Raw genomic sequence first — 19,238 nt, forward strand, 5'->3', positions numbered from 1 at the left:
GCCTGCCTGCTTGGCGGCTTGGGTGTATAATGAAGACCAGAAAGGAGTGGCAATGATGAAAGTAATCATGCTTGTCCAAACAATGTATAAAAATCAACTGCTTCGCGAAGGCGGTACATACGAGATCCCGGAGGAAACAGCAGCTCGCTGGATCAGAAGTAAAATCGCAAAAGCAGCAGATTAAGGAGTGATCATATGGATTTAGGATTAAAAGGCAAGACAGCACTGGTCGTAGCAGCCAGCAAAGGGCTGGGTAAGGCGACAGCCTTGCGATTAGCCAAGGAGGGCGCCTCTGTTCATATTGTCAGCCGTAATGAGCAAGCACTTAAAAAGACACGAGATGAAATAATGAAGGAATCCGGGAGTGATCTTGTTGCTTATTCGGTCTGTGACATAACGGATGCACAAGATATCATCCGTGCAGTCGAGGCAGCTAAGCTGCATACCGGATCAGTTGATATTCTTGTTAATAATGCTGGCGGACCACCGGCCGGTAAATTAATGGATTTCGCCGATGAAGACTGGCAGCAAGCTTTCGAACTGAATCTATTGAGTTTCGTCCGTTTCATTCGAGCTGCAGCTCCGATCATGAAGGAAAATGGAGGCGGCCATATTCTTAATATCGCTTCATCTTCCATTAAGCAATCAATCGATAACTTGCTGTTATCAAATACATTCCGTGCAGGGATTGTCGGCTTGGCGAAATCTCTTTCGCAAGAACTGGCACCAGACAATATCCTGATCAATACGCTTGGTCCTGGAAAAATACATACCGATCGAGTCGATCAGCTGGATCAGAAGACTGCTGATCAACTAGGCAAAAGCCTGGAGGACGTTCAGCAGCAAAGCCAAGCAACTATCCCGATGGGAAGATACGGTACGCCTGAAGAATTTGCCAACATGGCCGTTTTCCTATGCTCTTCTGCCAATTCATATATTACCGGCCAAGCTTTCGTCGTGGATGGCGGAATGGTCAAAAGTATTGGTTAAGACTTTGCTTTGATTCGGTAATGACTTAATGCAAGCAGCGGGAAGATATGCGGATAGCTTTCATAGCGAATATAAAATTGTCCAGGAAGACCAATTCCAGTAGGATAGTCAATCGAGGTTTGCAGCAGAGGCTCTGATAACAAAAAAGCGATGCCTTGCTGTACCTCCTTACTATCCTGTTCGCCGCTGGCTATTAAGGCATCAACAGCCCAAGCAGTCTGGACAATCGTACTAATCGGCAAGTCTACATATGTTCCTACTTCAGCACTTCGGCACGATTCTCCCCAGCCGCCATCCTCATGCTGGACGGCTTTTAGCCAATTTACAGCACGCTTTATATGCTTTTCTGTCGGTTTTACACCAACTGCTGCAAGACCAGTCAAAGCAGCCCACGTCCCATACAAATAACATACTCCCCATCTGCCATACCATGAACCATTTAATTGCTGGTGTTTATAAAGCCAGCGGACAGCCTTTTTCATACTGGAATGATCTTTTTTCAAACTTGCATATGTTCCAAGGAATTCCATCACCCGGCCAGTCAAATCCGGAGTAGAAGGATCAATGGCAGCATCTTCTGCATTTTCAATCGGGAGCTTACCTAATACCCACCAGTCTGTATCTTTCTCGAAAGCTGCCCAGCCGCCGTCTTTATTTTGCATCGCCAACAGATAATCTGATCCTTTTTTCCAAGCTCGCTTAACAGTAAGGTCATGGCGTGCCTGCCTTGTGAGGGCTCGAAGTGCGGCAGATGTATCGTCGTTATCTGGATGATTTGTATTGATATCTGAAAAACCCCAGCCGCCAGGCTCTGTACCAGGCTGATGAATCTGCCAATCTGCTTTCTTAACATGCTGCCGCTGCAGTAGATAATGATTGGCTGATTGAATCATATGATGTTTGGCAGGGGCGCCTGCCTGCTGAAGTGCATAACTGAGTAAAGCGGTATCCCAAACTGTTGATGTTGAATTTTCGACGTGGATACCGTTGCAGTTCTCATTGACAAGTCCGTGTATGCCTTTTAATGCCTGCTGTATTTTTGGACTGTTTTCTTCATATCCAAGCGCTAGATAAGCGTAAATCATGAAGAAAGTGGCACTTGCATAGCTGTATAGAGTCCCATCTGATTCGATTCTTTCTCCCATATATTGTTCCGCATATTTATAGCCGGCACGGTGCAGACGGGCCGGCAGACGGGCGAGACGGCTCCATTCATCTGTGATGGTACGAAAGGGCGATCGAATCTCCGTTAAATCATCCCATTCATCTTCATACAATAAATGCTCAAGCTGGACGCTATGCCGGCTGATTCGTTTAAACTTTTTATTCAGCAAAAGCAGCATCGGTACAAAATGGATTCTGGCATAAGAACTGAATTGAAAGAAATTTATTGGGAATGTGGTCGGCACAAGCAGCGCGGTCATAGGGAACTTCAAAAAAGGCGGCCATGGTATCATCCCGTGCACTGCCAGCATGAAGCGGATCATAAAATGGGCTTTGTTAATCCCTCCGTTCGTGCTGATAAAGCGTTCTGCTGCCCGCAGCTCTTGAGCGGTGACTCCAGAAAAACGCAGTGCAGCATAAGCCAATACAGTAGCCGATAAGTTGCCGTTTCTTTCGCCAGGATATGCTGTCCAGCTGCCATCGTCCCGCTGCTTTTTTAATAAATGGACTTTCAGCTTCTCTACAGTATCTGGTTCTTTGCCGAAAGAAGTGAAGGTGATTATATAGAAGCAGTCTGTCAAAATTGCACCTTCAAAGCACATACGCCAAGATCCATCCTCCTGCTGTAGCTCTTCAAGCTTACTTATACGCTTCTCAATTGCCATCTTCACATCTTCCATGTTGACCTGGCTCATGATACAGCTCCTTTTCCCGAGAGTTATTGAACGGAAAATATACTGCAATATGATAAAATATGCATTGAATAGCTGATTATGACTCGTGCATCTATGTCCCAGTTAATAGGAGGCTTATTATGCGAGCAATTGTAGCGGCAAGTACAGGCGGTCTGGATGTATTGGAATACAAAAAAGTGACTGTGCCTGAGCCATCAGCAGGTGAAGTAAGGATAAGGGTGTTAAAAGCGAGTGTTCATTTTGCTGATATAAAAAAGCGAAAAGGCATGAAAGGAGCAGGAAATCCAGGCATACTTGGATTGGATGCTGTTGGAATCATTGATAAGGTAGGACAAGATGTCAAAGGGATTCAAGTTGGAGAAAGAGTTATTGCATTCGTAAAAGAAGGTTCTTATGCGGAGTATGCCATAGCAAATGCGATGCTCGTATATCCAGTTGCAGATCAAGTTGATACAGCTGTTGCTGCTGCCTGTCCGGTTCCTTCCTTTTTATCCTTCATGCTGCTCGAGCGCGTTGGGAGACTAGGAAACGGAGAAACAGTGCTTATTCATGCTGCATCAGGCGGAACAGGCCTGACATTGGTTCAGCTCGCAAGAAAGCTAGGTGCAGGCAAAATAATAGGGACAGTGAGCACAGATCATAAAGCGGATTTGCCTTTGAAGCTTGGTGCTGATCATTGTATTACTTATGATAATCTATCAGAGTCAGTCCAAAGACTGACCGATGGAGCTGGAGCCGACCTCATTTTAGATTCACTAGCCGGCTCTGTAATGGAAGAGAGTTTTACGTGTCTTGCGCCTTACGGTAGATTAGTAAACTATGGGAACGCTAGCGGTGCTGCTGGTTCTATAAAAACATCAGATGTCCACGCAAGCTGCCGGTCACTGCTCGGCTATAGCTTAGGGACGACTCGTAAGAAACGACCAGAAGATTTAAAGCACATCGCTGAACAGGTTATCAGTTTTGTTGAGATGGGGGATATCACTTTCCCAAGCATACAAGAATTCAAGCTCGAGGATGCGAGTAAGGCGCATCAGCTAATGGAAAGCAGGACACATGCAGGAAAAATCATACTGCGCATCGCAGATTAGAGACATACAACGGGGGAAATAGAGAAATGAAGTTGGTATCATGGAATGTGAATGGAATAAGAGCTTGTGTGAAGAAAGGCTTTCTTGACTATTTTAAGGAACAAGATGCAGATTTTTTCTGCTTGCAGGAAACGAAGCTCCAGGATGGCCAGATTGAATTGGATCTGCCAGGATATTATCAATATTGGAATTACGCAGAGCGCAAAGGGTACTCAGGTACTGCTGTTTTCACGAAGCATAAACCTCTCCATGTCACATATGGACTGGATGAGGGCGTTATTGAACCTGAGGGCAGGATCATTACCTTGGAATATGACAATTTCTATTTAGTTACGGTGTATACACCGAATTCCAAACGTGATTTGGCGCGATTGACTGAGCGTCTGGAGTGGGAAGATAGGATATTATCTTATGTTCAGGAGCTGGATAACCGGAAACCTGTCATCTTATGCGGTGATTTGAATGTTGCCCATCAGGAAATAGATTTGAAAAACCATAAGACAAATCACGGCAATTCCGGCTTTACGAAAGAAGAACGGGAAAAGATGACTGCCTTCCTTGCTTCCGGTTTTGTAGATAGTTTCCGATACCTTTATCCGGACCGTGAGGACGCGTACAGCTGGTGGTCGTATATGAATAAAGTAAGAGAAAGGAACATCGGCTGGCGTATCGATTATTTCATCGTCTCTGAACGGTGGAAAAACAAAATACAAGAAGCAGAAATACATGCTGATACAATGGGCAGCGACCATTGTCCGGTATGCTTGTATATAAAGGATGAAGACACCATGTGATGGTGTCTTTTCTTTATGCCCCGAACAATATTTTAAATAATCTGATAGTTTGGTACACTAAGATAGGATACATACACATACATTATAACGTGCAGGTTAAGTAGGATATGCAATAAGGAGAGATGCTGATGATTCGCAATGTTATGCGGATTTTAACCGCAGGACTGCTGCTTTTTGCTTGTATGGTACCCCATACGCATGTCCACGTAGCCGGAAAAGAGGATAGGATGAAAGATAGATTATCAGAATATCTGGCCAGTGAAGAACAGCTGCAAGGAGCTGCCTTTGCAATCCATATTACAGAAGAGCATTCAGGTAGGACCATTTTTGAAAAGAGTGCTGACCAGCGTATGCGCCCTGCATCCAATATGAAGCTTCTGACTGCAGCAGCAGCACTGGATGAATTAGGGGAAGAGCATAGGTTCGAAACGATAGTTGCAACAAATGGCCGAGTAAAGAACGGGCAGCTCAATGGAAACGTGTATTTGATTGGTAAAGGGGACCCTTCCCTTACATATGAAGATGTACAGCAGCTTGCAAGTCAGCTGCATGAATTAGGGATAAAGAAGATCAATGGTGATATCGTTGCGGACGATACGTATTTTGATCGGGAGCGTTACAGTGAAGATACAACATGGAAAGATGAATCAGCTTATTATGGAGCAGCAATCAGTGCACTGACAGCAGCGCCTGATAATGACCATGATACGGGAACAGTGAAGGTCATGGTAGAAGCAAGTTCGTCTTCAGGGAAACCGTCGGTTAATGTAGTTCCGGAAACAGATTATGTATCGATACAAAATGATGCTGTTATTGTATCCGGTAATGAAGAAGCGGAATTAGAAGTGAAACGAATACATGGAACGAATGATATAGTCATTTCTGGCTCGATTGCAACAGGCGATAGCGAGCAGGAATGGGTAGCTGTCTGGGAACCAACAGAATATGTTTTGCACTTGTTTCAGGATTATGTGAAAGCATCCGGTATCCAAGTCACAGGTACGGCGAAAACTGCAAAAGCACCAGCGAATCGAACCGAGCTTCTGCGGAAGCAATCTGCTCCGCTCAAAGAACTGCTTCTTCCATTCATGAAACTGAGCAATAACGGACATGCCGAAATGTTCCTTAAGCATATCGGAAGCAGAGGAAAAGCCGGGAACTGGGAAGATGGTATCAATCAGATGGAACATTATCTGAGTGAAAAACAGCTGCCAACGGAACAAATGGTCATAAGAGATGGGTCTGGTCTGTCACATGTAAATGGTATAACTGCCAGGCAACTGACAACACTGCTTACACAAGTAAAACAGGAGTCTTGGTATCCAGCGTTCAAAACTTCGCTTCCTGTTGCAGGTATGTCGGAACGCATGGTCGGTGGAACACTTCGCAGTCGCTTTGTTGATACAGAACTAACTGGAAAGATTAATGCAAAAACGGGCACACTTACCGGCGTTAGTTCATTATCGGGATATATGGAAACAAAATCAGGGGAACATGTTGTTTTCTCCATTCTCCTGAACGGACTGCTGGATGAAGAGGAAGGACCTCTGATAGAAGACCAGATATTGAAAATTGTTTATGAAGAGTTGAAAAGTATGCATACAAATTGAAGGTTATAGACAGGATATCAGGAAGCGGACAGCGAAATGTTTTAATCAGGAAGGGAATATAAGCGGTAGAAATCTTGCAGGAACGGAGAAGTAAGCGAGAAAGCTCTGAGCAGAAGGTCTTATCCTGCTCTGGAAATGAAGTCGCTCACTGTGTGTTTCTGGTTTCTGATGCTAGATATTAGGAAAGAAGGAGATAACGGTGAAACAAAGCCGCATGGAAGCAGAGTTATATTGTATCCATTGTCGCGAGGAGTCTCCATTTACGATTACGTACATCAATGATAAGCTCAAAACCATTTGCTGTACGCAATGCCATCATGCTATCGATGTCAGACTGGATCTGCAAAAAGAATTCAAGGAAGAATGGCAAAATCGCATTCTTTCAAAACCTTCCCGAATGACGACGGAGTATAAAGATGACCTAAGCCAATTTCTCTTTACGCTGCCCATCCGGCTAGCGAGCAAGCCATATCGATTATATCAAGACATTAAAGAGTCGCGCATCATCATGCGGGATTTCAAGGATGTCAAGCATTGGTAAAGCGCCTGGACATATGTTCTGGCGCTTGTTTTTTTGTCCTTTGCAGAAGACGGAAGCTCTCGATAAGGAAACTTTGTAGTAGTACCGAATATATAACTCTATTCAAAATCACACTTTCCTTTGAAGTCTTTTTATCATCATATTAGCTTGGGTATAAGAATTATCGATAACCTGAAATGTATAATATATGGTATTGTATCGACACACGATATATATCGCATATCGATATAACAAAGGAGGTATAACAATTGAAGAAAACAGAGGAACTACTGCCTTTAACGCATACCACCTACTACATTTTAATGGTGCTGCGGCAGCCGCTGCATGGCTACGGCATAATGAAAGAGGTGGAAGTTATCAGTGAGGAGTTAGTGAAGCTTGGCCCAGGGACACTTTATGGAGCGCTCCGCAAATTAGAGAAGCTTCGGTTGATCGCGCAAGTGGAGCAGAAGGATACTAGAAAGTCTTATCAGCTGACGGATAACGGCAGAAGGTTATTATTCGCTGAATATGAGCGGCTTCGCAAGCTTGTTGAAATCAGCGAAAAACAGTTAGGGGGAGAATTATGACAGAGAGAAAGAAGATAAGAAAATTGTTTTGGGCATGGGATGACCAGAAAGAAGAGGTTTGGCTCCAGCAAATGGCACAGGAAGGCTGGGTGCTTGAACAATACAGATGGTTCACGTACACCTTTAAGGCTGCAGCGCCTTCGAAACTAGTGTATCAGCTGGATTACAGACTGGGCTTTCCTGACAAAAGTTATTTCGATTTGTTCGAAATGGATGGATGGCATATGGTCAGTTCTTTTGGAGGCTGGTACTACTTCTGCAAAAAGGATGATGGAACAGATAAATTAGAGATTTTTACAGATGTCCATTCAAGAGCTGCTAAATACATACGTTTATCTAATTATCTTTTATTTATTCTGGCAATGCATGTGCTATCTTTCTGGTTGCCGGCAATTACGAATCCAAGCCATATACCTTTCTGGATAGGGGGAACTATTGCTCCAATAGCTATAATAGGTATTTTTGGTGTTTATATGCTAAGAAGAAAAGCGAAGAAGCTAAAAGAGATTATGATATAGAAATAGAGGTTATTCTGATCGGACAGAATAACCTCTATTGTTTTGGATAGAAATTGAAAGAAAAGTGAAATGCCGTCGAAAACGACCGGAGGAGCCGAAGAAGCAAAAAAAGAAAAATTAATAAAAATACAAAATAACTTCAAGTAAGCCGAAAATTGAAATGAATTGATGTAATTGAAATATATGAAGGCTTTTCTTTGATTTCTATCCATTTGACATCACAGAGAGAGTACGTCATAATGTATTTATCTCGAATTCGAGGTAATTCCATCATCAGGCTGGAGTGATAAAGATGAATCATTTAAAAGGTATTCACCATGTAACGGCAATTACGAGCAGTGCAGAAAAAAACTATGAATTCTTCACGTATGTACTTGGCATGCGTCTTGTTAAGAAAACAGTGAACCAAGATGATATCCAAACATATCATCTGTTTTTCGCGGATGACAAAGGCAGCGCAGGAACAGATATGACGTTCTTCGATTTCCCTGGCATTCCGAAGGGTACACATGGCACGAATGAAATTTACAAAACTTCATTCCGCGTGCCATCCGATGCTGCCCTGGATTATTGGGTAAAACGATTCGATCGCCTAGAAGTAAAGCATCATGGTATCAAAGAGCAGTTCGGAACCAAGACTTTATCTTTCGAAGATTTCGACGAACAGCAATATCAGCTGATCAGCGATGAAAATGATGAAGGTGTGGCTTCTGGAACACCATGGCAGAACGGTCCTGTACCTTTGGAGTTTGCTATCACAGGGCTCGGTCCGATTTTTGTCAGGACGGCACATATTGATTATTTCAAGGAAATGCTCGAAAAAGTACTTGTTTTCCGTCCAGTTGCACAGGAAGGGTCCTACTATTTGTATGAAGTAGGAGAAGGCGGTAATGGTGCAAGTATCGTTCTTGAGCACAATACAATTCTGCCAGACGGAAGACAAGGATTTGGCACAGTTCACCATGCTGCTTTCCGTGTCGAGGATCGAGCAGTATTAGAGGAATGGATTGAACGGATGCATAGCTTCCAATTCCAAACTTCCGGATATGTGGATCGACACTTCTTCGAATCGCTGTATTCCAGAGTAGCACCAGGGATTTTATTCGAATTTGCGACTGACGGTCCTGGTTTCATGGGTGATGAACCATATGAAACGCTAGGAGAAAAACTTTCCTTGCCGCCATTTTTGGAGCCAAAACGTGACCAAATCGAAAAGCTTGTCCGTCCGATCGATACTGTACGCAGCACAAAACAGCTTGAAAAAGAATGATAAACCGACATCTGCTTATGTAGCAGATGTCTTTTTTTTAGCAGATTTCGTCAGGTAAGCGTATAATAAAGATGTAGCATTCATCCCAAACAGAAGGAAGGCTTTTTTATGAAAGCAAAAGACTTCATGATAACAGATGTAATAGCAGCGGGCGAAAACGATACGGTCAAGCAGGTTTTAGAGACGTTTGTTAACCGGCGGATCAGCGGAATGCCGATACTGGATAAAGACCGGCGTATTGTAGGCGTTGTCAGTGACGGAGATATTCTGCGGGGGATTCAGCCGAAGGATACAGTCGTCTTCAACTATTTGCTGACTGTAAGCTTTAAAGCAGAGAAAATAGATAAAATTGTTGATGAATTAAAAGATCATCCTATATTGAATCTTGCTAAAAAACGAGGAATCGTCACCGTCCATGAAGAGGACGAAATGGAAGAAGTCGTGAACATTCTGGCAAAACACCGGTTTAAAAAGATACCGGTTCTGAATGACCAAAAGCAAGTTGTTGGGGTAATCAGCCGCGGTGATGTTCTGCGTACGATTCATTCTAACTTACTGAACGCACTTTGATGGTAAAGCACTGACTCAAAAGAAAGAGTCAGTGCTTTTTTATGTTAGAATAGAAGTTATGAGCTTGATAGATCAAAGGAGTTTTATCTATATATGAGTATGATAGTTATATTGGCGGAAAAGCCTTCGGTTGCGAAGAATATCGCCGATGCATTGAAAATAAAAACTAAACAGGATGGGTTTTACGAGGGGCCTGGTTATATCATCACATGGGCATTCGGTCATTTGCTGCAGCTGTTTGATGCGAAAGACTATGACGCTGCTATGGCCAGATGGAAACTGGATAATTTTCCATTTGTACCAGATGCTTTCCAATATAAAATCAAATCGAGTCCGCGCAATCGTGACGCTGCCGACCCTGGTGCGAAGAAGCAGATAGCAATCGTAAAGCGTCTCATGCAAAGAAGAGATGTAGAGAAAATTGTATCCGCATGTGACTACGACCGGGAAGGGCAACTGATTGGTGACAGCATCATCAACTATATCAAACCGGACAAGCCCGTTTACCGGCTGCTGTTGAATGAATGGACCGAACAGGAAGTACTTCGCGGTCTTCAATCACTCCGGCCGAACACAGAGCTCAGACCACTTTATGATGCTGGAATCGGCCGTCAGTGGGCTGATTGGGTTATCGGAATCAACCTTACCTCGGTAGCGACACTTCGTTATCAGAGCGGCCGCGGACAGGTTTTAAATATCGGGCGTGTACTGCTGCCGACATTGAAAATCATCTATGATCGTGACAAGGAAATCAGTGAGTTCAAACCAGAGCCTTATTTCAAGTTGCTTGCAACTTTCCGAACACCTGACAAGAAATTCTACGAAGGTGTTTACAAGGAAGGGAAGACGGACAAGTTCAAGGAGAGGGATCCGCTTCAGGATATCCTGCAGCGCATTCAAGGCAAACAAGGACAGATCAAGGACAAACAGACGGAAGAGAAAAAGGAATTCTGTCCGCCTCTGTTTAACCTCTCTGGTTTGCAAGGATATATGACAGCAAGATACAGCGGATGGACATCTGATAAGGTGCTGAAAGTGGCGCAAACGCTATATGAGAAGAAGTATATAACGTACCCTCGGACATCCAGTACAGCTTTGGAGGAAAGCCTGGTATCCAAGGCTGCTGGCGTATTGAAGAAAGTAGCAGCAGGTTTGCCATATGAATCGGAAATCAAATTCAGCCGTTCGAAACGGGTGTTCAATAATAGCAAGGTATCCAGCCATAGTGCTATCATACCGACATATGTTCTGCCTAAGAGACTTACGCCTGATCAGGAGCTTGTATACAATGCGGTTAAAAATCGATTTATCATGCAATTCATGCCTGTCGCAGTGTATGAGGAGACGACTTTAGAAACCATCATTGCTGATGTCTCTCTACCTGGCAGTTTTATCTCAAAGGGCCGTATTCAGCTTGTAGATGGCTGGAAGAAGGTCGAGAAACAGCAAACAAAGGAAACCTTGCTGCCGGATGTCCAGGAAGGCATGCTGGTGGACACATGGGAAACAACCGTCACTTCCCATATGACGCAGCCGCCGAAGCCTCATACGGAAAGAACGTTGTTGCGAGTTATGGAAACATGCGGTAAAGGAAAACAGGATGAAGAGGATGTCGTCGAAGTGCTGCGCGGTTTCAGTATCGGGACAGCAGCAACAAGGGCAGAAACAATCAAGAAGCTGAAAGACATTCACTATATTAGCAATAAAGGGAAAGAACTGCACGTAACCGATACCGGCAAGAAGCTGGTTGAAACGTTTCCGGTTAAGCCTTTGTTCGATTTGAACTTTACCGGACGGCTCGAGAAGACGCTAGCTGATATAGAGGATGCGAAAGTCGGCCGGGAAGATTTCCTGGAGATGATTTTCTCCTTTACGAAGGATGCAGTGCAGACAATGAAACAAGACGAAGCAGCACCGATCCGGACTATCGAGAAGCAAACAATCACCCATGAAGTTCTCGGCAAGTGCCCAGCTTGCGGCGGTGATGTTGTAGAAGGGTATAAAGGGTTTGGTTGTAAAAACTATAAGAAAACATGCAGCTACATCATTTGGAAGAATGATAAGTTCCTTTCAGCAGTGCGGAAGAAGCCAACGAAGACGATGGTGAAAGCACTTCTGAAAAGCGGTACAGCTCATGTAAAAGGTATGACAAGCAAACGCGGGAAGAAATTCTCGGCTTATCTTTCTTATGAAAAGAATCCAGACAATGACTATTACAGCTGGAAAATGGAATTCGAGAAGAAATAAAAAGAGCGATGTGTGGATTCCACACATCGTTCTTTTTAGAATTCTTCGTAAACCGCTGGATCCTGATCAGCGATACGTCCATCTGAAACTGTTAAGCTGTTGATCTTCTCCATATCTGCTTGATCCAATTCAAAATCAAAGATAGCGAGATTCTCTACCTGGCGGCTAGGGGTAGCAGATTTAGGTATAGCGATGCTTCCCAGCTGATAATGCCAGCGAAGTACAATCTGTGAGACACTTCTGCCATGATTCTGGGCGATTTCAGCAAGCAATGAATGCTCCAGCAAATTCGTTTTTCTGCCGAGCGGACTCCATGATTCTGTTACGATGCCATTTTCTTCATGGTATTGTCTTTGTTTCTCTTGGTTGAAGAATGGATGCAGTTCGATTTGATTGATAACAGGTAGTTCCCCTGTTTCTGCCTTAAGTCTCTCTAAATGCTCCGGCAGGAAATTGCAAACACCGATAGAACGGATCAAGCCCCATTTACGAGCATCAAGCAAGGCCTGCCATGCTTCTACATAATGATTTTGTTTTGGGTTCGGCCAATGAATCAGATAGAGGTCATAATAATCGAGACCTGCACGGTAAAGGGATTCCTGTATCGTCGTAATCGCATTATCATGCTGATGATACCGACCTGGAAGTTTGGAGGTTACCAAAATCTCATCACGCGAAATACCGTGCTGCTTGATAGCCTGTCCGACAGTTGCCTCATTTTCATAATTATAAGCCGTGTCCAATAAGCGATAGCCTGCATCGATAGCGCTGCGGATGGCCTGAACACCTCCACTGCCTTTCAAGCTGTATGTACCAAAGCCTACAGCAGGAAGAATCGTGCCATCGTGCAGTTTCTTGGTAGGGATATGATTTTGCATTCTATACTCTCCTTTCCAATTCTATATTTTCAGCCTAGCATAAATGGAAAAGATTGTCCTAAGTCAGCACCTTGCACGAAATCAACATAGAGAGCACTTAGAATATTATTGATTAAAGCTTCAGCTTAATAGGAAAACAGCTTCTAATTAACCAGTTGTTCGCTTATACTTAAAAATACGGAATATCAGGAAGAACGTACCATGTCGGAAGTATGAGTTCGGGGAAATGAGGAAGCGTTTTGACAACTATTACGAAGCTTGAGTCAAAAGTGAAAGAATTATCAAAACTGCTAGAAGCCCTTAAAGAATTGAATGCTGCAATCGATTTGCAAGATATTTCTCAGGGGATACTCGATCAAATGGTAATGATCACGGAAGCAAAAGGGGCATTGTTATGGGTGCTTGAAAAAGAGAAGAACCTGATAGTGGCAAAAGCGTCTTACGGAATTCCGATTGATTCATTGCCAAAGCAAACCGTATCAGTTGGGGAAGGCATCGTTGGAAAAGTGATGATGACTGGCAAGGCAGAAGTGATAACAGATACGGAAAGTGTTATCGACAGCTCTGTAGCATATCCCAGCCTTGCTACCACCATACTTACTGTTCCACTTCAGGCAAAAGGGCAAGTTTTAGGCGCCATTCAACTTATGGATAAAGAAAACGGAAGCCACTTCGATACTCGAGACAGGGAGCTTGCTGTGATATTGGCGGAGCAGTCAGCCTTAGCTATGTATAACAGTCAAATGTACGATGAACTGTATAAGATGTTTGTCAGTATGATTCGTATGCTTGCAGAAGCACTGGATGCGCGTGACCCGCTTACAAAAGGACATTCAGAGAGAGTAGCCCGCTATGCCTGGCTGATCGGAAAAAGAATGAAGCTCGATGCCCAAATGTGCTTCGAGCTATACCAGGCTGCTATCTTACACGATATAGGGAAAATCGGTATTGAAGATCGAATTCTGCGGAAGACAACTGGACTTACCGAAAGCGAGTACGAGCTTATGAAGACGCATACCGAAATAGGCGCCCGTATACTGTCCGCCATCCAGCCGAACCGCTTCTTTCAGAAATCGATTGATACAGCGATGCTCCATCATGAAAGGATGGATGGCAGCGGATATCCAAAGCAGTTAAAAGGGGAAGAGATACCTTTATTTGCCCGCATCGTCGGCGTGGCAGATGCGTTTGACGCAATGACTACTGATCGCACCTACAGTGAAGGTATGTCAGTCCGGGATGCCGCAGCTGAATTGATTCGCTGCAAAGGCAGTCTTTTCGATACGGATATCGTCGATATATTTATCGAGATTCTTGAAAATTGTTCTTATGATCTTCAATTATTCCCAAATACAGATGATATGTAATAGTCAAAAAAAACCGCCTGGATAAGTTCCAGGCGGTTTTCATTTATTCCATTCTTACTGATGCAATGTCATATTATTTTGCATCCGCTTTTCTGATTTCATTTTGACTTGGTTTAGTGACTAGGTAAATCACGTACCCGATAAGTGCTCCAACAATTGCTGGTATTAACCAGCCAAGACCAAGACTGTACATTGGCAGATTATCTGTTAGGAAGTTCTGTACTCCTGGTATAGGAAGTTTCGCAGCATTCAGTCCTTCCATCAAGCTGACAGCGAAAGTGAAAAGCAAACTGATTAAGTAAACAGCTTTGCTTCCACCAAAAGCATCATGCAGGAAAGTCAGGAAAATCAAGACGATTGCCAGCGGATAAATGATAGTCAATACTGGTACGCTGAAGGTGATGATGTTAGCCAAACCAGCATTTGCAACGACTGTACTAAATAAAGAAAGCACTATAGCGATAACTGAATAAGAAACGTTAGGAAGCAGACGGCTGAAGTAACTGCTGCAAGCAGTAACCAAACCGATACTTGTCGTCAAACAGGCGCCTAGTACTATCAATCCAAGCAAAACATTACCAAGTCTTCCATAGTACACTTCAGAAACTCCCGCCAGTACGGCACCGCCGTTATCCAGTAAGCCAATTCCAGCTACACTGGTTGCACCAAGGTAGGAAATGGAAGTGTAGATCAAAGCAAGAAGTGCTGCTGCTATTAAGCCGGCTTTCCATGTAAATCCGAGAATGGCTTTACGATCGGTGACTCCGATATTTTTCACGGAATTGATGACTATGATACCAAAGACGAACGCTGCCAATGTATCCATTGTCAAGTAGCCTTCCTGGAATCCTTTGAAGAAAGCGTTGCTGCTGTATGCTTCCGTTGGTTCCTGAGGACTGCCTATCGGATTGACAAGTACAGTAATGATCAATACTGCTATGGCAATCAGCAAAGCAGGTGTCAAGTATTTACCGACTATATCGACAATCTTGGCTGGTTTCAAAGAGAAGAAACAAGTAATTCCGAAGAATAAGATCGAATATATAATCAATGGCCATGGTCCGGGATCACCAGTTAAGAATGGCTGAATGCCAATTTCATATGATACAGTACCTGTACGCGGCAATGCAAAAAGCGGACCAATAGATAAATACAGAACGATTGTGAACACATAGCCGAATACAGGATGAACCCGGCTGGCTAAATCCTGCAAATCATTCTTACCAGAGAAACCAAAAGCCAATATCCCTAGCAGCGGCAAGCCTACGCCGGTGACAATGAACCCTAGATTTGCGGTTAATACATTCGTTCCGGAACTTTGACCGAGCAAAGCAGGAAAGATTAAATTGCCTGCACCAAAAAATAATGCAAATAACATGAACCCTGTTACGATAACATAAGAAAACGGAATAGATTTTTTCACAGTGTTTACCTCCAAGATGAACTACGATTTCTAATTAATCAGATAATTTAAAAGAGAAAAATAATTAGAATATTTAAACCCTGTTAGAGATTCTACCATAGTTCTTTTGTGGCAACAACTATAAATAATATTACATAAGATGTATATTATCTGCTGCATTCGGCATATATAAGTAAAAAAGCCATTTGGAGGCAGTAATCGTGGACTTTACAGAAATGGATATATTCTACGCCGAACTAAAAAGACTTGAAGACGAGTTTAAACGATGTCCTGAACCGCAAATTCGCAGTCTAATTCATGATGATATCCTTCTGATAGAACAAGCTATTGCAAGTGCGGAGAAAGCATAAAGAAAAGGCGAAAAACACATCGGTGTTTTCCGCCTTTTTTCAGCTTTCTTGATTTCTTTGAACCGGTTGGTCCACAATCAAATCCTGTTTCTTCACACGCTCACTCAGGTATCTTACATAGCGATGATCTGTAACGAGGAAAGCGAGTTCTTCCCGTTTCAGATGCTTTTCAGCTTCCTCGAAGGAATCGAAACCGATTTTAGCAGGCTGCTGATTTTTCATAATATAATATTTACGGTTTTGCTGCACAATGAGGAACTTGTCATTCTGCTCATTGACATACAGCGTCCCAAGATCGTTCTCAGGTACGTTGAATCTATTCTCTGTGGCATCTGGTCGCAATGTCTGCAGGTCGAAGGCATTCTTTACGAACAATTCAAATGCTTCATCAGTCAATGAAGCTCCGGAAGCTTTCTGGTGGCCGCCTCCACCGTAATTACCCGCAATAGCCGATACGTCTACATCGTCATGGATAGTCCTCAGACTCAGTCGTTTTGTCCCCATCATGATCATAACGATCAAATCAAGATGCGGGAACGTTTTACCTAAGTCGTTACCCAATTCGGAGAGATAAGATTCGGCATGAACGACCCCAGCCAGATATGTATCTATCTTAACAGGTACAACTTGTTTTCTTTTCTTACGAATATAACGAGCTGTTTGTGCATCTTGTACTTGAAGCAGCTTCTCCTCCAAGTCGCTGAAGACGAATGTATCATTATGCTGCAGCCGTTGAATCATCTCATCAGCAAATTCTTCTATGCTTTGCAGGAAGAGCAGTGCATTCAGCTGCTTGGCAGCTTCATTATTCCGTTTCTCCCATTCCCATGTATCATACTGGCGGACAAGCTCGACAAATTCGCTTACTGCCTTTGTTTTTTCCAGATATCCTTCTTTAACAAGAACGTCATACAGCATACTTGTCGCTGACGTAAGTGTTCCATCTTCTTCCTTTGTCGCAATCCATGCCCAATCGTGGGCATTCAAGTGCTCACTTGTTTTGTGATGGTCCACAAGTCGGGCTTTTCCGCCTGATTGGATGAAATCGCTGATAGCAGCTTCATTTTCTTCATTCACAGCCAAATCCGTCACCCATAGTTCTTTCTCATGCTGTGTTTCATCAGCCAGGAATCTCTTTACTTCTTCGTTCAGACTGCTGATGGAATTATAGCGGATTTCAACATCCTCACCAAAAGCAAGTGTGGCTAAAATACCGCAGCCGACACCGTCCAGGTCATTATGTGTCAATAGTTTATACAATGTCTTCACCTCAATTACTAGTATAAGTATAACCCAGCGGAATTATCGGCTTCAAGCATGATTCTATTACAGTTCTTGTTTGAACAGTCTGAATCGGTGAAGTAGGAGCAAATAAAAAGTGGCAGAGACAAGCAATACACTGCTGAGCAGTACGTAACCATTAGAGATATACGTGTCCAGTGTCATATAAAGGAAGATCGCACATGATGCCATACAAACGATGGCAATAAGCAGCTTATAAAACCTGGCAAAACTAAAAGGAAAGCGCACAGCCTGGTAAAGACTCGCAAAGTGGAGTATTGTCCCGAGCACCTCTCCTAAGTTAAGCCCGAGTATGACTCCATTCACACCCATGCTTGGCTGAGAAGCAACGAAGTAGATCATCAGCAAGCTGGCAAGCGCCGCAATTAAATTATTGTAAAGCACGACACTGCTTTTCCCTATACCAATAAGAACTGCCTGCAGCGGAATCTGCAAATAACTGAGCATGAAACAGAAGATCATTTTCTGAATAAGCAGTCCAGCTTCTTCAGAGTGATAAAACAAACCTGTCAATTCGGTCGCGAAAAAGTAAAGAAACAGCGCCCACGGAATACAAATCATCATTGTAACGTTTATCACTTGGTTGATGTTGCTGTACATCTGATGAAATTGACGACGTGCATATAAGTCGCTGATAGAAGGGAGCAGATTGGTCGATAAGGAATGGGTGATGAACGTCGGTACGAATACTAGCGGCATGACATAGCCCATTAAGAGCCCATACGTTTCGGTAGCTGTTTCTGCTGTAAGCCCGGCTGTCAGAAAGCTATGGGTAATAATTATTGGTAATAGAACTCCGGCAAAGCTATTGACCAAATGACTGCCGGTGTTGGGCAATGCGACACGAATCAAGTCTCTTGAATGCTGTTTACCGTCACGGACGAGATCCCGGATAATATGAAAGAAACGCCATTTGAATTCCTTTTGCCTGTTGAACGCTACGATCAATACTCCTAAAGAGATTGCTTCGCCAATGACCATGCTGATCACAGCACCTGCAGCAGCAACACCTAAACCGTAAGGGAGCAAGTATTGAACGAGCATATACGTAACTACAAGCTGCACACTCTGCTCCAGGATAGATGCAAACGCTCCAGGTGACATATACTGTTTGCCATGAAAATAGCCTTTCAAGATAGAAGAAATCGCGACAATCGGTATAATTGGGATGATAGCTGTGAATGTGTATATGGCACGTTCATCTGCAAATAAAAGTCCTGGAACATAGTGGACCAGTCCAAGCAGCAGCAAGGATGTGATAACTCCCAATGTCCCCGTTATCAGAAAGGAAAGGGAAAGGACATGCCGCAGTCTTGTCCGATTATTCGTCGCATTATTCTCTGCCACCAGGTTGGCAACCGCTACTTCCAGTCCGAAGCCTGTAATTGCAATCAGCAGACCGGTTATCGGCATAGCCATCATCGCGAGTCCGATTCCTTCTGGTCCCAGAAGCCGTGACAAAACGATTCCGTTTATGAATCCGATCAGCTTACTGTAGCAAGCAGCAACCGCAAGGATGATCGTACCTTTCAATAATGATTGTTTACCCACATTTGTCACCTCAACTTGTCCATAGTTTAGATGTATGTAAGTAAGATGCTATTTATGAATAGAGGAGTACAGATCCAATTAAGTAAGCTATGTAAAGGTAAGTACCTATTAATCGATCTAATGTTTAATTTAGGGCTACACAATCTAGGCCAATTCCGGGCTAGGTTCAGATAAGCTCTTTTTTATTGCTTTTAACGCATGAGAGCCAGCACCAAAGATGTTAGCCGAACTGACCAACGGAGCTTGTTACTTATCGGATGTCTCTTGATAAAGAAACTGACAAGTGGTAGGTATGATTCCGTATTGAT

Annotated in this window: 18 protein-coding genes; 13 read left to right on the forward strand and 5 right to left on the reverse strand. The window is 43.4% G+C overall.

What is annotated here, in order from left to right:
* Positions 1-52 precede the first annotated feature (52 nt).
* Both ACH6C1_RS08170 and ACH6C1_RS08175 read left to right on the forward strand, forming a co-directional pair.
* On the forward strand, positions 53-184 hold the full coding sequence (locus ACH6C1_RS08170) for a hypothetical protein (protein ID WP_366249746.1): 132 nt from the start codon (positions 53-55) through the stop codon (positions 182-184).
* A gap of 11 nt (positions 185-195) precedes the next feature.
* On the forward strand, positions 196-990 hold the full coding sequence (locus tag ACH6C1_RS08175) for an SDR family oxidoreductase (protein ID WP_374076248.1): 795 nt from the start codon (positions 196-198) through the stop codon (positions 988-990).
* On the opposite strand, the gene shc is transcribed toward ACH6C1_RS08175, so the two are convergent.
* On the reverse strand, positions 987-2,849 hold the full coding sequence (gene shc / locus ACH6C1_RS08180) for a squalene--hopene cyclase (RefSeq protein ID WP_095222748.1): 1,863 nt from the start codon (positions 2,847-2,849) through the stop codon (positions 987-989). The genes ACH6C1_RS08175 and shc overlap by 4 nt on opposite strands.
* A 119-nt stretch (positions 2,850-2,968) precedes the next feature.
* Here shc and ACH6C1_RS08185 point away from each other — a divergent pair, with 119 nt between their 5' ends.
* From ACH6C1_RS08185 to ACH6C1_RS08225, 9 genes are all read left to right on the forward strand, one after another.
* Complete coding sequence (locus ACH6C1_RS08185; protein WP_374076250.1) at positions 2,969-3,940, forward strand: quinone oxidoreductase family protein; 972 nt, start codon at positions 2,969-2,971, stop codon at positions 3,938-3,940.
* Positions 3,941-3,966: 26 nt separating this feature from the next.
* Positions 3,967-4,734, forward strand: coding sequence for an exodeoxyribonuclease III (locus ACH6C1_RS08190; RefSeq protein ID WP_374076252.1), 768 nt, complete (start codon positions 3,967-3,969; stop codon positions 4,732-4,734).
* Between the two features lie 128 nt (positions 4,735-4,862).
* Positions 4,863-6,344 (forward strand): D-alanyl-D-alanine carboxypeptidase/D-alanyl-D-alanine endopeptidase, encoded by a 1,482-nt coding sequence (gene dacB / locus ACH6C1_RS08195; protein WP_374076254.1) that lies wholly within the window; start codon positions 4,863-4,865, stop codon positions 6,342-6,344.
* Positions 6,345-6,543: 199 nt separating this feature from the next.
* Positions 6,544-6,885 carry a hypothetical protein gene (locus ACH6C1_RS08200; RefSeq protein ID WP_038560718.1) on the forward strand — a complete coding sequence of 114 codons (342 nt, stop codon included), beginning with the start codon at positions 6,544-6,546 and terminating at the stop codon, positions 6,883-6,885.
* A 302-nt stretch (positions 6,886-7,187) separates the two neighbouring features.
* Entirely contained in the window at positions 7,188-7,454 is a 267-nt protein-coding gene (locus ACH6C1_RS08205) for a PadR family transcriptional regulator (RefSeq protein WP_374077170.1), read from the forward strand.
* Entirely contained in the window at positions 7,451-7,972 is a 522-nt protein-coding gene (locus ACH6C1_RS08210; protein ID WP_374076257.1) for a DUF2812 domain-containing protein, read from the forward strand. The genes ACH6C1_RS08205 and ACH6C1_RS08210 overlap by 4 nt, the downstream gene beginning before the upstream one ends.
* A gap of 292 nt (positions 7,973-8,264) precedes the next feature.
* Positions 8,265-9,242, forward strand: coding sequence for a ring-cleaving dioxygenase (locus ACH6C1_RS08215; RefSeq protein WP_095222743.1), 978 nt, complete (start codon positions 8,265-8,267; stop codon positions 9,240-9,242).
* Between the two features lie 108 nt (positions 9,243-9,350).
* Complete coding sequence (locus ACH6C1_RS08220; protein ID WP_095222742.1) at positions 9,351-9,812, forward strand: CBS domain-containing protein; 462 nt, start codon at positions 9,351-9,353, stop codon at positions 9,810-9,812.
* Between the two features lie 99 nt (positions 9,813-9,911).
* Positions 9,912-12,059, forward strand: coding sequence for a type IA DNA topoisomerase (locus tag ACH6C1_RS08225; protein ID WP_374077172.1), 2,148 nt, complete (start codon positions 9,912-9,914; stop codon positions 12,057-12,059).
* A gap of 35 nt (positions 12,060-12,094) precedes the next feature.
* Here ACH6C1_RS08225 and ACH6C1_RS08230 read toward each other — a convergent pair whose 3' ends face one another.
* Entirely contained in the window at positions 12,095-12,937 is an 843-nt protein-coding gene (locus ACH6C1_RS08230; RefSeq protein ID WP_374076260.1) for an aldo/keto reductase, read from the reverse strand.
* A 239-nt stretch (positions 12,938-13,176) separates the two neighbouring features.
* Between ACH6C1_RS08230 and ACH6C1_RS08235 the strand changes: the two genes are divergently transcribed.
* A complete protein-coding gene (locus ACH6C1_RS08235; RefSeq protein ID WP_374076262.1) occupies positions 13,177-14,304 on the forward strand; it encodes an HD domain-containing phosphohydrolase in 1,128 nt (375 codons plus the stop codon).
* A 73-nt stretch (positions 14,305-14,377) separates the two neighbouring features.
* On the opposite strand, the gene brnQ is transcribed toward ACH6C1_RS08235, so the two are convergent.
* On the reverse strand, positions 14,378-15,727 hold the full coding sequence (gene brnQ / locus ACH6C1_RS08240; protein WP_374076264.1) for a branched-chain amino acid transport system II carrier protein: 1,350 nt from the start codon (positions 15,725-15,727) through the stop codon (positions 14,378-14,380).
* Positions 15,728-15,927: 200 nt separating this feature from the next.
* Here brnQ and ACH6C1_RS08245 point away from each other — a divergent pair, with 200 nt between their 5' ends.
* Positions 15,928-16,077 carry a hypothetical protein gene (locus tag ACH6C1_RS08245; protein WP_176465710.1) on the forward strand — a complete coding sequence of 50 codons (150 nt, stop codon included), beginning with the start codon at positions 15,928-15,930 and terminating at the stop codon, positions 16,075-16,077.
* 39 nt (positions 16,078-16,116) lie between these two features.
* Here the strand turns inward: ACH6C1_RS08245 and ACH6C1_RS08250 are convergent, their stop codons facing one another.
* Together ACH6C1_RS08250 and spoVB are read right to left on the reverse strand one after the other, a co-directional pair.
* Positions 16,117-17,337, reverse strand: a complete 1,221-nt coding sequence (locus ACH6C1_RS08250; RefSeq protein ID WP_374076266.1) for a DHH family phosphoesterase — start codon at positions 17,335-17,337, stop codon at positions 16,117-16,119.
* 66 nt (positions 17,338-17,403) lie between these two features.
* The gene (gene spoVB / locus ACH6C1_RS08255; protein ID WP_374076268.1) at positions 17,404-18,930 is read right to left on the reverse strand and encodes a stage V sporulation protein B; all 1,527 of its coding nucleotides are present in this window, start codon (positions 18,928-18,930) and stop codon (positions 17,404-17,406) included.
* Positions 18,931-19,238: the final 308 nt, after the last annotated feature.

Origin of the sequence: Terribacillus sp. JSM ZJ617 (genome assembly GCF_044383785.1) — a bacterium.
Classification (GTDB): domain Bacteria; phylum Bacillota; class Bacilli; order Bacillales; family Amphibacillaceae; genus Terribacillus.